The sequence below is a fragment of the Cryobacterium melibiosiphilum genome (genome assembly GCF_003602235.1).
GTDB lineage: Bacteria > Actinomycetota > Actinomycetes > Actinomycetales > Microbacteriaceae > Cryobacterium > Cryobacterium melibiosiphilum.
The window spans coordinates 1-14,055 of record NZ_QZVS01000037.1; the positions used below are offsets into that span (position 1 = coordinate 1).

Sequence of the window (14,055 nt, forward strand, 5' to 3'; positions counted from 1 at the left end):
AGCCACCAGCCCGCCGCCGATACGGCATAGTAGAAAACATCGATAGTGGTCCTGTTTTCAAACGGCACTATTGGCCCTGTTTTGGGTCGGCGTCAACAAGGAAGTGACGCTGGATCCGGTGCAACCGATTCTGCTCGACGAGTCTTAAGCTATCGGAAACAGTGCTGAAAAGCTCAGCCAGCCGCAAATTTAATCCAATTGGATCGATCGTCGGGGGCAGAGTGACATCGGCCCGGTAGAGAGCCGGTGTTGGGCCACGGTTTTCCACCTCTGCCTGGCAGGGAGTGAGCGATCTCGAGAATCGTCACCGTTGGCTGTCACCTAACTGGGCGCGCCATCGGCTTCGCCGTCGAGTCGCTCTTTACGCTGGTTCGTGATGCGGTTCAGGCCCGATCGTCTACTACTTGCATAGAACCGATTCCAGCATCGACGAGCCACTCAGCGGTATCTGCTCGAAGCATCCAAGGTGCTGTGCGAAGCCTCTTCCTCAGATAGAGGCGATCCACTACTTCTACCGGCTCAGGAGGCAGCCTGTCCCGCCAGCTCGGTATAGAACTCCAGTGCGCGTCCGTTGGATCGTCGAGAGCAACAACGAACCGATCAACAAGCCGCGTCCACTGCGGATGTCCCCACCATTGGGTTGCCTGAAAAGCACCCTGAACCGCAAGAAACAACACCGCTGTATCAGCGCCCTGCCGCTTGGCCAATTTCAGAAGTGCGCTGAGAGTGCTATCAACATGGGCTTGCAGTTCCAAAAGATCTGCCCCCGCCATATCGCGTAACGTTGCACCACCCGGAAGCACCCGACTTGGGTTCACAAACCATCGGTACCAGCGCATGACAAGTATTTCGAAGTCCTCGTCGTGGATCGCCCCCTCCGCGGCTCCAGCTCCGCTTTGGCGAAGCACCTCGCGCCACCACCGATCGGTGATGCCGCGGACTCGCCATGTTGTATAGGAATTGATCCGCAGCATATCGCCGTCACTCAAAGGGCCAGAGCCGGCGTGGAGGGATTCAACAGGTCCGTTCCGCCAAGTCTGCAACACGACGCCGAGGTCGGCGAGCCTCAGAATCTGTCGCGGTGAGGTCGGGTCGATTCCCAGCCGATCCCGTAATTCGCCACGAACGTCAGCAAGGTTGGAGCCGGTGTCACTGTCGACCAAAGTACTCAGCCCCGCAGGAACGGCGCGAAATCAACAACGGTAAGCCCCCGGCCCACACCGAGCATAGAGAATCCGTCCCGGGGCCGCTGCGGAAGATCTGAAGGCTCCAACTCGACGCCTCTGAGTCCACGCCCTTCGACCCGAACGACCCTCGGTTTAATTTCCCGAACCTGCCTACTGGCTTGCGGGATTCCCTCAGCGACAAGGACTCGCCTCAGTAGATCTGCACATCGATCCACATCGAAGTTTGAGATCCACTCTTCAACCAGTACCAAACCGCTCGGGCCACGCTCACCTTCCTGAAGCATCAAACGGAAGGCCAGCGGGACCTTGGTGACGACCCAATGCAAATTGCCTCCGTGTAGCTCAGCGCCACCGGAGATCGTCAAACATGCCTCTGCGATCCCACGTCCGGATGCAGGCAAGTCGTATTCGTTGAAGACCACCAAGGCATCAGATCGATGGGCGACGGCAATAGTTTCGAGCGCATCAGTCCAGGCCTGCGCGACCGCTGTAAGCGTCCGTTCGACGGTCGCCGAAAACGTATCCTCAATATCGGAGGAGAGCCGCGCCGCCAGACGGATCTCTTCAGCCGCGATTCGTTTCATCGCCAGCGCCGGAACCGTGCCGGCACCCACATCCTCAAGCCACTCAGACAGTATCCGGGAGTTTATTAGGCTCCGTGTCTCCCAATTCGCGCCCAACTTGTGTTGCTCGTGAATTGCCACTGCTCGCGCGAGAAACATTGCGTACTGCCGCGCGTGCTCTCGGGGTTTGCGCCCTGACCGGACCCAAGCAGCCGCGGACGCCACAGCCATTCGCTCGCTGTTGGAGTGGAAGGTCCGCGCCACGTCACCCACAAGTTCATGACGACGAGCGAGCGCGCGGTCCCAAAGCGGACGAAGGGTTTCCAAATCTCGATCGTCGCCAAGGTCGTCCAGCGGATTCCACGCGGTCTTCAAAGCCGCCAGCGGGCGGTAGCCTTCGGTCGAGGCGCGCCCGAGTCTTGTCGTCTCGCTCATGAAGCTGCGGAGGCGCCCAGCAGCCGTCACGTATGCGCCGACCCGGCCAGCCGGCTGGCAATGAAGCCGATCTGGATACACCTTTCCGTCGATATCGCCGTGGTCAGGTTGGGCGAGTTCTGAGGACACTGGAGTACTCCGGAGCGAGTTGCATTCAGGATTACCATGCCAAGACGTGCCGGTACGTGTGCGCCAGAACTCAATCGTCGCACCCATCAAAGGTCCGAGAGGCACCTCTTCGACTTCGGTCTCCATGGTCTCAAGGTACTGCGGATCTCCGAACGTTTGTTCCGCTCTGGTGCTTTGTGGAATCAGCGCTCAGCGTGGATCTGGGCCAGCGGAACGGAAGACGTCTCATCCTCGAATCGGCACCTTGTTCACGGACCCGGGGCAGCGCGGATTAAGGCCACGAACTCCAACCCGCGTCCAAGACATTCGCCAGCGCGCGATACCAAACAGCGAGAAGACGCGTCCGACCAGTCGCTAGGCTGACCGCATGCCCCATCCCGCAACGTCTACGGCACTGTCCCGAACGAAATTGGTCTCAGTTCTAACGCCAACCACCTCCGGCTCAGGCACTTTCCTCGCCCTGGCGTCAGACGGAGAAAAATATTGGGTCAAGGCACCGAACAATCCTCAAGGCCCGCGCACATTGGCGGCCGAGGTGATCGTGCACGGCATCGGCAACCTGCTCGGTGCCCCCATCTGTAAGACAGCCCTAATCGAGATCCCCGACTCAATGACATATCAGTTCACTCCCCAGCATCGACTTCATGGGGGCATCGGCCATGGTTCGCGCGACATTCCGGCCGCACTGGTGTCAGAGAACTGGTCAGCATTTTCGTCTCGTGACAACAACCGCTATCGCCAGGCGTTGATTTTCGGGCTCTGGGATCTGTGCATGGGCGGGGACCAGCAATGGCTGCACGATATCACTGAGGACTACACAATTTGGTCCTTCGACCACGGGTTCTGGCTGGGTGGCGAGGGGGATTGGTCCAGCGAATCCCTTCGCAAAACTGGCACATCGCCGTGGCTCTACGACCGCGAACCCGGGGATCTCGACCCCGCAGTAGCATCAGCCCGCGCCCTTCGTACGGCAGCCCTGGCGGTCCTCGCTCTGAATCGGGAAGCCATCCGTGCCGTCACAGCGTCTGTGCCCATAGAATGGAAGATCCCTTACGCGGATCTCGCAACAGCGGCAGACATACTGTTCCTGCGGGCCGAGGGTGTTGCCGAGCGGCTTACAGAGGCAGCAGCGCACACAAACTTTGATTAGGAGGCATCCGATGGGCTATCAGTACTGGACCATCCGGTTCGTTCCAGACGTTGCGCGCGGGGAATTCACCAACATCGGCATAGTGTGCGGCCACGACGGCGGCGATTGGGCCGTGCGCTTCGATACAAGGTACGTGAGGAATCACGGAACGTTGAGCAGCGACCTGAGCGAGTTGACTCCATGGATCACCGATTTTCAACGAACGATCGAGGGTCACGCTCGCCCGCCACTGGCGGATGGTATCGCTCGAGTCACCAGCGCGTGGATCAATCACGTCGGCTCCCGCCAAGCCAACTCTGTCCAGCTCTCGCCGCCGGCCTCCATCGACGTGTCATCGGCCGCAAACGGTGTGGCTCTCCTCTATCCGCATCTTGTTCAACGTTCAACCGCGAAACGCAGATCAACAATCACCCGCCGGAATCTTCGAGCGGAAGTACGCGACACGCTTGAAACGGAATTGGAATTCTCTCTGGGAATCAATCTCTTCATGAAACCCGTTGCAACTATCGGCAAGCAGCGCGGGGTATTCGATATAGCCAGATTCTCGGCTGGCGAAGAGTTCCTGACGAACGTCTGGGCCTTCGACGTCCTGGACGTCGCGTTGCTGGAGCGTGAAATTCAATCATGGAATTTTCTGGTCGGCATGCTCCGCCAAGACGGGGCGTCACTACACCTTGATAATTCTTCCAGTCGCAGCTTTGATTCGACAACGGCGATCGAGGTGGTTTATCACGCTTCCGCGCCCGGACCTGCTGACCGCAAGCGACTGGACGTCCTTGACGCGGCGATGGAAGCATGGAACCGCAATCAGGTAACCGTTCGCACTCTCGATGAATACAGAGCCGAAGCGGAAAACAGCAATCTGGCCACGGTCATCTAGTCGTAAGCCGATTCAGGCCAGCAGATCGCCAAGCAGGATGTTTACGACAGCTTCCTCGTGGACGGCGGCGTTTGTCCCATCCATCGCCCGGGACAGCGCCTCGTCCCACGGGGTCGGCCGCCGGGCACCATCCAACGGCTCGAACGGGCCAGTGATCGAAGCGGCCGTGTAATCGTCAGCACCCATCCGCCACGGCACCCCACCCGAGGAAAGCACCCGATTGACTATGAGGACCCCCGGCCAGTCAAAGTCACCGTGGTAGCGCACTGTCACCCCGCCGCGGATCAGTGCGCGCAGCACCTGCCAGGCGGCGGCAGACCCTTGCCCAGACAGGCATACCAGCGGTTGTGTGACGGCCGAGCGCGCGGCGGCGGAGAGAATTTGTGGGTTCTCGCACGCGTACACGACGGAGCCCGGTTCGGCAAACGTCACGTCATCAGCCTTTCGGAGCTCTTGCACCGTCAGGTGGGTGACCAACCCAAGGTCGGCGCGCTCCCGCATCATCGTCGCCCACCGGTTGTTCCCGGGCGGCCGGAACCCCCACGTCATCGCTGTCCCCGACACGTCGTCGGTGGCCACACCCGCGCGCTCCCACAGGCGCCGGGTGTCCTGACCGGCCGCTGGCACCGGTTCGTCGAACGTCATCGCCAGCGCCCGCACCATGAGGCGAGCAGCTAGCCTCCCCTCATCGAACCCGTGTGCTGTTCCAGTGGCGATGGTCGCCAGTTCCCCTAAACCGAAAACTGGATTTGATTCGATGTCCGGGTCATCGAACACGAGGGCGCTGGTGAGTTCAGCCCAACCGAGCGCGAACCAGGCGATCGCTTGCGTCGCGGCAACTTTTCCGGCTTTCGTGAGGAGACCTGACAGCCGGATGTTTTCCACGAACGCCTGCGCATGAACCGGCGGGCCCATGACGACTGCCTGTTCCAGAGCGGAGATGAGCTCTGCGGTTGAGGCCACCCGGTCCTCCCTGGCTTGACGGCGGTCGGTGAGCGGGGACCCCGTCATTGCAGCGGTCACAGCGGCGAGGTTCGCCGAAGCTGCGGAACGCCGTAATGCAGCGTCGAGGTCATCCAACTTCACTCGGGTTCGGCCCGGGTCTACCTGCTGAACAAGAAGCCCATCCAACCTGTCGGCGCCGTCCGCGTTGACCTCCACAGTCACCGCCCCGGAAGCTGACAGGCCGTTGGATTCGAGTCGTTTCCGTATCACGACCCAGAAAGCGGTGAGGGACGACGCGGACAGGTAGCCGAGCAGGCGCTCCGGGATGTCGTCCATCACACCTCCCGGAGATTGTGGCGTTGCCCGTCCCAGTGGTAGCGCACCGCAGTGGTCGGGGTCTCCTCCCCGGTGGACCGGATCTCGTACTCGTCCAACGAGTTGATGTTGGCGTAGTGCAGCCACAGGTCAAAACCGGTCATCATGAAGTCGATATCCCGTTCCACGAGGATGGATGTGAGGATGCGCCGGCCGTGGTCGTCGACCATCGCGTACGCGTCATCGAGGAGGATCAGGCGCGGTGCGATCGGAGGCAGGGCGCTGAGGTGGGAGTCTAAGGCTGAGATCAACGCCAGGTAGGTGACGTACCGCAGTTCCCCTTCGGAGAGTTTCGCGCTTTTCAATGTGCGCTCCTGGCTGTCGTTCGGGCCGAGCACAACCGGTTCAACGCTGTACCAGTTGCGGTAGTCGAGGCTGTCCGCCAACGCCCTTCCGTACCCCTCAGCACGGTTGAGGTCGTACGCTTCCTGCACGGTTTGGCGAAGCAGAGTGGAGAGCTCCGCATTCTCCGCTGTGGAGCGAACCTGGTCTGCGATCGCGACCAGCTCGCGGATGCGGTTCACCGCTTCGGGGACATCATCTTTGTCGGCGAACTTCAAGCGCACCCCGATCCCGTTGCTGGTGCGGTGTGCCGACACTCGGGCGGAGGTGTCCCTTATGGTTTCTGTGGCCAGACGAATAACCTTCCGCATGTCAGTGGCGACACCATCGACGATGAACCGGGAGAACACATCTGCTTCTGACTGCATGATCGCCTGCCGGCCGGTCTCCGCGCGGGTAGCTAAATCAGCGGCAGCTGTTGGGAGGGGATGGGTGCCTTCCCCGCCGATCAGCTCCACCAGCAGGACCCCGTCGGTGGTCGTCCGGTGCACGCCAAACATCTGAGTCACATGATCACGCAGGGTGTCCACAGCTACATGAACGTCGTCCACAGATACGGGACGCTGCTTGGTGTTGATGACGTTCGACCGGAGCCACCTCACCAGCTCTGCCGGGGTCGCTTCCGCAGGACGCTCAATCGCTTCGACCGTGTCGGTAACTCCGGGGAGTCGCAGAATTGCGTGCACATGTTCCGCTACCTCAACGGCATCGTCGGCCAGAGCGACAGCTCGGTTGGTTGCGTTGTCGACGGTAGTGACTGCGGCACCATGCTTGCTGGCTGCGTCTCGCGCTTGGCTGTCAGTCTTGTCCTTCAGCGTCCCCGCTGTCCGCAGCGCGGACTCGGCGTCTGCGAGTTCAGTCATCACCTGTTCGGCGCTCACCCCAACGGTTGCTTCCAGTTTCCGAACGATGGCCGCTTCGCTGCGCCATCGCTCCCCCGACTTGTCGGTGAGAAGAATTTGGGTGTCAGCGGCGGTGACCGCACCGCTCACGTCATCGGAGGTCGTCTGAAACGTTCGCCGTTGCCGAGCGAACGTCTCGGCGAAAATGGTCGCCTCATCGCAGGTGCTGACGGTGGTGCGGAGCTGCTGAACGCGTTCCTGCAACTTCGGTTCCGTTTCTGGGAGCCCGGCGTGGTGGCAGGCGCGACGGTGGATGGCTTCCCGGGCGTCCCATTCTGTGCGCGCCTGAAGTGCTTCATCGCTGGCTGTGCCAGCCGCCAACTGCAATACTTTCGCCGTCGTTCCGGCGATGCTGCTGGCAGTGTCCGCCTGGATGACCGCTGTTGACGTTGGGGCCGCAGCTATCTGAGCGCGTATCGACGTCCGCAACGCCGTGGCAGCCGCTTGATCCTCTTCGTTTGCGATGAGGAGAGTACTGATGTCGCTGAGCCGGATATCGATCTGTTCGAGTCGCGCACGTCGCGTGCGCTCCCGTGCGGCGGCACCGATGTGCTGAGCCGGGGTGATCGGGGAGCGGCCGCCGAGAGGTCCCGCGTGCCAGGACCCGTCCTCGTGGATGTTCACCGGGCAGGTAGGGTCGTTGAACCCGATCCTTCCGAGAATCTCGGCAACCTCCGAGCCGGCCTTGTCAGCGGAAAGAATCTCGATCAGCGAACGGGCTGCTACGGAACCGCGTGAAGACACGATCAGCTCACCGGTCACCGGTTCTACACCGTCCTTAGTGACGGTAGCCGCGAGAATCCCTGAAGCGCGCAGCGCGCTCTCCACTGCATCTTGGATGCGTTCCGGCACGCCAGGACGGAAATCCACGGTCTCCCAGAACGCAGGCCCGTCAGCGACGCTCACCCATGAACTCCGCTCCGGCGCGGGTGTTTCGTTGCCGATTAGTTTGTCCTGCTCCTCGGTGAGCAGTTCCCGTTCGTCGATGAACGCTGTGCGCCGGTCACGGACCTGCTGTGCAGTGACAGCAACGTGTGCGACGGCGTCAGCGGCGACGCTCTCCGCGACACCATCCAGCTCGTGCACGGGGGGCAAAATTCCGTCAGCGAGGAGGCCGGACAGTGTCGTCGTCGTCCAGTCCACCTCACCGAACAGGGTGCTTGTCGCCGGGCCCTGCGCCCACCCGGCCCATGCGACGCCCAGAACGAGCCGGGCGGCGTCAGCCTGCTCTGCCGCAGCCACAGCGGCAGCCCGGCCAGCATGGGCGTCACGTTCAGCTTTCTGGCTGCCCTGTTCTACCAAGCGCACGGAGCGTTCGTCGTTCATCAGGCGTTCAGCGGTTTCCAGCCGCGCTTCGGCGACACCCTGTTTGCTGATTGCGGCGATGCGAAGCGCGGCGAACTTGTCGGTGACCGTCACGAGATCCACCGGATTGACGATGACCGACGGGGTGCCGTCGTGTATCTCGATGACGGGTTCGGCCTCAACGCTTCGCCGGACATTGACCAGCCGGGAAGCTCCGGGTGCCACGGAGACCGACAAGACCGGGAAGGTGTGCTCAAGTCCCGCGTCAACCGCGCACATACCGGCCGCTCGAACAGCTTGGGACAGGTTGTCTCCGGTCCCCGCCACGGTCTCAGAGTCGGCCATCGCTCGCTTCACTGCCGCGTCCACAGCATCGGACAGGAGCCACCAGGAGCTGAGTTCGGACACCGCCGAACCTTTGAGCGCATCGACCATGGCCCGGCGGTCCACGAACGCCAACGCACCCTTGTACGCAGGCGACTTTTCCAACGCCGCCTTGTCAGCGGTGAGTTCAATGATTTGTTCTCTGAGATCGAAAGCTTCCTTGTCCTTCTGCCGCAACCGGGCTTGCGCGGCGATTTCCTGGTCCCGGGCAGACTCCTCCGCCGTGGCCGCAGCTTCCGCCGACGTCACAGCTTTCGTTAAACCTTCGGTCTCAGTGTTAAGGACCGTGGTGACGTACCCCCGGTACACAAGCAACGTCTCGGACGCGTGCCGTGATGCCGCCTCAATGTTGTGCTGCTGATCCCGGGTATCTTGCAGGTTGTCCAGTGACAGGCCAGCGGATCGGATGGTGTCGTCCGGCATCAACGGGAGCGACTCTGTCAGCAGACGGGTAACGTCCTTCGCCCGATACTTCGCCCCAAAATCCGGGGAGCGAAGGTTGTACATAACGCCGAACGCGGCCGCCAGCCGGGCCCGTCCAGCGTCATCGGTGACCCCGAACAGCTCTTGGGCGACCCGGCTGCCGTGTTCGGTGCCCTGCTGGGTGATGTTGTGCGGGCCGACAAGCTCCCCAAGCTGCGCCCGTGATAGCGGATGGCGGGTGTCATCCATCAACTGCAACCCATGTCCGACCCGCAGTTCGGTGATGAAGAAATGCACATCGGAGGCGCTGGTGTTCCGGGAGTACTTGAAGTACGCGCCGACAGTGCGGTGGTCACCGTCACCGTTCCTGTACTCCGCCCATACATACCCAACCCGGTTGCTGTCCTTTCCGAGCATCACCCGCATCAGCGAGTCGACGGTTACTGCTCCGGAAGATCCCGACCCCATCCGGCGGCGGTCCCCGGTGAGCAGGAACGGAAATAGCATGTCCATGCCCCGGGATTTCCCTGACCCGTTCGGACCACGGAAGACGACACGTCCGCCAGCGCACGGGAACTCGACGTTCGCGAACTTGTGCACGTTGACGATTCCGGCGCGCACCAGCCGGAAGCGAACCTTTACGTCTGACGCCCGGGCGGTCGCAGATAAATCGGTGACAATTGCATTGTTCATGATTCTTCTTCCAAGGCGTCAAACAGACTGAAATCTGCGGCGGTCTGCGGCGCGGACACGTTTTTCGGTGCAGCCCGGCGGGTGACCGTCGCGCCGTACCGGGCAGCTGCCGGATGCACAGTGACGGTACCCGGGCCAACGGTGAGCAGACCGACAGCGCTGAGGATGCTGATCACCGCAGCGGTCGCCCGGGCAGCGGCTGACGGGTCGGATGCTTCAAAGTCGGACCGCAGATGCCCGCGGTACGTGTCGAGGATCACCGCGATGATCTCATCAACCGTCTCATCGGTGACAGTGACCGCGCCGCCGTCGCCGGGCTGGTGGGCACTGACCAGTTCGGTGACGAACATCAACGCGAGTTGCCGGGGCACTCCCACCCCAGGAAATGGTTCATCGGTGGCGTCCTCCGCGACATCCCACGCGAGGGCGCCCTCCCTTCGCACCTCCAAATGCAGACCGAACAGGTCTTCATTTGGAGGTGCGAAGGGAGGGCGCCCTCCCTTCGCACCTCCAAATGCAGACCGAACAGGTCTTCCAGCTGCTCCTCCAAGGTCCGGCGGTCCCGCGACCATATCCGCTCTTCCTCATCAGTGAGGAGGGCGCGGTCCAGGATCGGATCTTCGACCAGTCGACGGGTGAGGNAGTGAGGAGGGCGCGGTCCAGGATCGGATCTTCGACCAGTCGACGGGTGAGGGTGTGAGCGGGCTGGTCAGCCCGGGACCCCATGATGAGTGAGTTGGCGAGCAGGTACGACAACGCTGTTTGGTTCACGCTTAGCAGCACTTCCACGTTCCGGCCAGCGCCCCACTCGGTCGCTGAACCGTCGGTCTCATTTACCACCCCGAACCGAGACAGAAGGTTCACAGCGGTCACCAAGTCGCGGCGTTCCGTGAACGAGTCCCCGGTTACAATTTCGGCTGTGGCAGCGTCGGAGCGCACCTGCGCGACGAGTGCGGAGATCAGCCATTGGTCAGCCGCGCCCGGAGCTTGCAGCGCTGCCGCAATTAGGCAGACGTACTGGTACACGCGCGGGCTGACCGGGCCATTAGGTCCGTGCAGCGCACGAACAGGAGAAGTGAGAGGCAGCGGCGGTTTCAGCAGACGGGCGAACGTGGATTCCACAATGAGCCGGTACCCGAGCGTCTCCCCGAACAGTCGTTTCAGCTCCGTGGAATGGCGGCGCACGAGCAGGAAGACGTCCGGATGGCGGGCCTGGGTGAGGAACGTGTGCCGCTCCAAATGCCGGGCGGCATCCCGTATTTTGTAACTGGTCGAGTCGCTCATCCCGCCGCTTCCTCCCTGACTTGACTCTCCGTCGAGGTGACCGTCAGGCGGTGCCCGTGAACGGTGAGCACCCCTTCCTCGAACAGGATGGTGCTCACTCCGGCAATGGGTTTCCGACTGAGTCGAAACCCCGCTTCTCGGTTCTCCGATGTGTTGGTGGCTTGGTCGATCAACGTCAGCTGGGCGTGAAGCAGTTCTTGCGCTCCAGCGGAGAGGTGCACACCGTCGAGGGTGCCGGCCGCGATCAGCTCGGCGGCCGCTAGTTTCCGGCGCCGCATCTGCTCGATGGCGTCCTGGTACGCCAGCTGTGTCTCCAGGACCGCATCCCGAATCGTAGCGGTGCGGCCCCGCGCGGACCGGTCACCGCGTTCCCGGAGCGTAACGGGCACGTCCACGTTCGGGGCGTTCCACCACGAGGTGTTCGCAGACGGTGGGACGTTCTCATCGTCGCCGAGCAAAAGATGCCGCCATGAGTAGACGCCGAACGCGTTCGCGAACAGCCGGTGCGCGTCCTCATCCTCTGCGAGGTGAAACAGTTTGGCGAGCTGAAGCAGGTCATCGCGCCGGGAATGCCCGGACCCGGCATCGGTGACGATGCGTTTGGCATTCACCAGCAGCTGCCCGAGGGCCTGTTCCGTGGCTGCCCGGAACGCCACCGGCCCGGATGTCTCCCCGTCAGCGGCGTACCATTCGCCGAGCCACAGCCAGTCGGACTCGGTACGGCCTTGGCTGAGTTCGGTGTCCTTCGCCGTCAGCGTCTGCCAGAGGGCGAGGGTCTCGAGAACCTCGGGAATCTGCGGCTGCAGCTGGGTCAGGAGCGCGGAGATGCGCGGGGCGTGCTGCCGGACGTCGGTGCCGAGGATGTCGATGTAACGCATCAGGGTGGTCTTCAACGCCAGATACTCGTCGCCGACAATGTCGTAACGGGACAGGATCCCGCTGAGATATGCGGTGAAATCACGCAGGCTGTCCCGGAACTCCCGGTGGGAGTTAAAAGTAGTGGTGACCGCGGCCGCGATCAGGTCCGGGTCTCGACCCCCGTTGATCCCCTCGAGGATTCGGGCGAGTTGCTCGGCGATCACCCCCATGAGTTCTCGGGCAACTTCCTTGGCGCCGTCAGTGGCGTTGACGATGTCGTCAGACTGGGAGGCGACCCGCGCGCCAAGCTTGGAGGCCTGGTACCGAGATTTCGTGCGTTGCAGTTCCGCGATGGTCGTGACTCGGTAGTTGCGGACGGAAGGGATGACGTTCCCCCACCCCTTTAACTGGGTGCAGCGAGACTCGACCTCATCTTCTGTGATCGGGAATCCACCGGCCGCCAACTCGGACGCGATTTCCGCGGCGCTCATCTCACGGGTGAGGATATCCCCGGAAAGGAGACGCATAATACGCCGGTGCTGGTCCGTCTGTTCAGTGTGCAGATGGGCGTACAAACTGAGCCGGGATACGTCAGCGCTCTCGGGTTCATTCATCATCCGCCCCCCTTCAATGCCGTCGAAGTACGGCACCCTCAAATGCTAACGGCGACCACCGACACTCCCGACGGCGTGGTTGAACCACCCGCGGGTAACGTCTGTCTCCGTGCTGTCATCCACCGCATCACGGGTATTGGTAAATCTCGAATCGGCCGAACGCTACCGCAGCGAGACTGAATCGCCCATTTTCTTTTGATGAGCGATGAAGGGGCTTGTCCAGTACTCGCCTGAGGCGTCACGAGCCGCAGGGAGAACCGATCCCGAATACGCCGATAAGAGCGGATATGTCAACATTCCGAAGCGTGCCAGTCGGCCGTAGTGGGTCGATTCGCACTTCCGCCCGGAACGGTCGCACCTCATTCCCGGCACGTTCTTCTAACTATGTCGACGAGTTTCGGCAGCGCTCCCGCCAACGCATCGCCTTCACGGCGGCGAATTGCCAGCACGGCACCGGCCGAGAATCAGGGACGGTTTGCTTACACGCCGCGGTCGGCATCGAACGTGCCCGAGGGGAACAGTATTTCGTCCGGGCGGACCGCAGCGCCAATGCCCCAAACGCGCCAACCACGATTTGGAGCGTAGGTAAGAGTCATGAAAATCACATTGGCAAGGGGTATGCCGATGCTTCCCGCGACAGCCTTTCCCCGCAATTCTGGATCTCCGGAAAGCTTTACTCTCGCAATGTATGGTGCCGGATAGTCCACCATCGAAGTCGGGGTAAATTCCTCTAAATCAGTTCGAAGGCGGCTCCAATCCGCTTTATCCCAATCTTCCGCTTCAGGAGCGAGAACGACAGCGAATTTCTCAGGGACGACTTGGTCGCCATCCTGAAGACCGGCTAGAAAAGCAGCCGCGATCCCGAGCGGATGGTTCAGATTGTGGAGATCAGTGAGATCCAGTTCTGTCTCTTCGTGAGGCCTCCAGTCGGACTCGAGATCGGTAATCTCTGTCAAGCCGCCTTCGACGTTTCGCAGCCATCTCTTACCGCGAGCGTCCGCGAACGTCAGCTCGACTCGCAAATTCCACGTATCCTCGTGACCCAACAGCGGGGTCGAGATGTCGAAGCTTCGGACGCCCCGCGCCGGTACCACTGCAATCGGTGTTGGGGCGCTGAGCGGGCCAAGCGATTTATTCCCCACGCCCGCGACAACTGAGACGTGCGCATCAAAAACCGGCTCATTGGACTGATTGGCGACATGGACTATCGCAGACCTCCGGTAGGCCGGAACAGACCTCATGGCTGAGTATTCGTCGGTCACCCAAGCGGAGACCAGCCTTGCAACTGCGTCTCGTTCTTGCCGAAACGAACGCACTGCGAGCCCCAGGGCGACAATGGTGGCCGCCACGGTTCCGATTGCCGCGGCAGCATCCCAGCCAGACCCGCTGATCTCTAGCTGGGGTTCGCGAGAAAAACTGGTGATCAAGAGGTATCCAGACACCAGAACCAGCGCTACAGACACAATCGCCAGCGTGAAGAGTGATCTTGTGTTGACGCCGACCCAAAACAGGGCCAATAGTGCCGTTTGAAAACAGGACCACTATCGATGTTTTCTACTATGCCGTATCGGCGGCGGGCTGGTGGC

At 61.7% G+C, this 14,055-nt stretch carries 11 protein-coding genes; 2 read left to right on the forward strand and 9 right to left on the reverse strand.

Annotated elements, in window-relative coordinates; all coding sequences use genetic code 11:
* Positions 1 to 383: 383 nt before the first annotated feature.
* Complete coding sequence (locus D6T64_RS22075; protein WP_147364401.1) at positions 384 to 1,163, reverse strand: hypothetical protein; 780 nt, start codon at positions 1,161 to 1,163, stop codon at positions 384 to 386.
* 5 nt (positions 1,164 to 1,168) lie between these two features.
* Positions 1,169 to 2,440, reverse strand: coding sequence for a hypothetical protein (locus D6T64_RS00985; protein ID WP_147364402.1), 1,272 nt, complete (start codon positions 2,438 to 2,440; stop codon positions 1,169 to 1,171).
* Positions 2,441 to 2,681: 241 nt separating this feature from the next.
* On the opposite strand from D6T64_RS00985, the gene D6T64_RS00995 reads away from it, so the two are divergent.
* Together D6T64_RS00995 and D6T64_RS01000 are read left to right on the forward strand one after the other, a co-directional pair.
* Positions 2,682 to 3,464: a HipA family kinase gene (locus D6T64_RS00995; RefSeq protein WP_147364403.1), complete on the forward strand. Its 783-nt coding sequence runs from the start codon at positions 2,682 to 2,684 to the stop codon at positions 3,462 to 3,464.
* A gap of 10 nt (positions 3,465 to 3,474) precedes the next feature.
* Complete coding sequence (locus tag D6T64_RS01000) at positions 3,475 to 4,344, forward strand: DUF3037 domain-containing protein (RefSeq protein ID WP_199719018.1); 870 nt, start codon at positions 3,475 to 3,477, stop codon at positions 4,342 to 4,344.
* 12 nt (positions 4,345 to 4,356) lie between these two features.
* Here D6T64_RS01000 and D6T64_RS01005 read toward each other — a convergent pair whose 3' ends face one another.
* The 7 genes from D6T64_RS01005 to D6T64_RS01030 all read right to left on the reverse strand — a co-directional run bounded on the left by D6T64_RS01005 (position 4,357) and on the right by D6T64_RS01030 (position 13,986).
* Positions 4,357 to 5,625, reverse strand: coding sequence for a DUF2399 domain-containing protein (locus tag D6T64_RS01005; protein WP_119970575.1), 1,269 nt, complete (start codon positions 5,623 to 5,625; stop codon positions 4,357 to 4,359).
* Positions 5,625 to 9,713: a TIGR02680 family protein gene (locus D6T64_RS01010; RefSeq protein ID WP_119970577.1), complete on the reverse strand. Its 4,089-nt coding sequence runs from the start codon at positions 9,711 to 9,713 to the stop codon at positions 5,625 to 5,627. The genes D6T64_RS01005 and D6T64_RS01010 overlap by 1 nt, the downstream gene beginning before the upstream one ends.
* On the reverse strand, positions 9,710 to 10,156 hold the full coding sequence (locus D6T64_RS23360) for a DUF2398 family protein (RefSeq protein WP_158594751.1): 447 nt from the start codon (positions 10,154 to 10,156) through the stop codon (positions 9,710 to 9,712). The genes D6T64_RS01010 and D6T64_RS23360 overlap by 4 nt, the downstream gene beginning before the upstream one ends.
* On the reverse strand, positions 10,063 to 10,263 hold the full coding sequence (locus D6T64_RS23585) for a hypothetical protein (RefSeq protein ID WP_407643257.1): 201 nt from the start codon (positions 10,261 to 10,263) through the stop codon (positions 10,063 to 10,065). The genes D6T64_RS23360 and D6T64_RS23585 overlap by 94 nt, the downstream gene beginning before the upstream one ends.
* On the reverse strand, positions 10,182 to 10,997 hold the full coding sequence (locus D6T64_RS23365) for a DUF2398 family protein (RefSeq protein WP_119970582.1): 816 nt from the start codon (positions 10,995 to 10,997) through the stop codon (positions 10,182 to 10,184). The genes D6T64_RS23585 and D6T64_RS23365 overlap by 82 nt, the downstream gene beginning before the upstream one ends.
* Positions 10,994 to 12,505: a DUF2397 domain-containing protein gene (locus D6T64_RS01025; protein ID WP_147364404.1), complete on the reverse strand. Its 1,512-nt coding sequence runs from the start codon at positions 12,503 to 12,505 to the stop codon at positions 10,994 to 10,996. Before D6T64_RS01025 ends, D6T64_RS23365 begins: the two co-directional genes overlap by 4 nt.
* A gap of 443 nt (positions 12,506 to 12,948) precedes the next feature.
* The gene (locus tag D6T64_RS01030; RefSeq protein ID WP_119970586.1) at positions 12,949 to 13,986 is read right to left on the reverse strand and encodes a hypothetical protein; all 1,038 of its coding nucleotides are present in this window, start codon (positions 13,984 to 13,986) and stop codon (positions 12,949 to 12,951) included.
* Between the last annotated feature and the right edge of the window lie 69 nt (positions 13,987 to 14,055).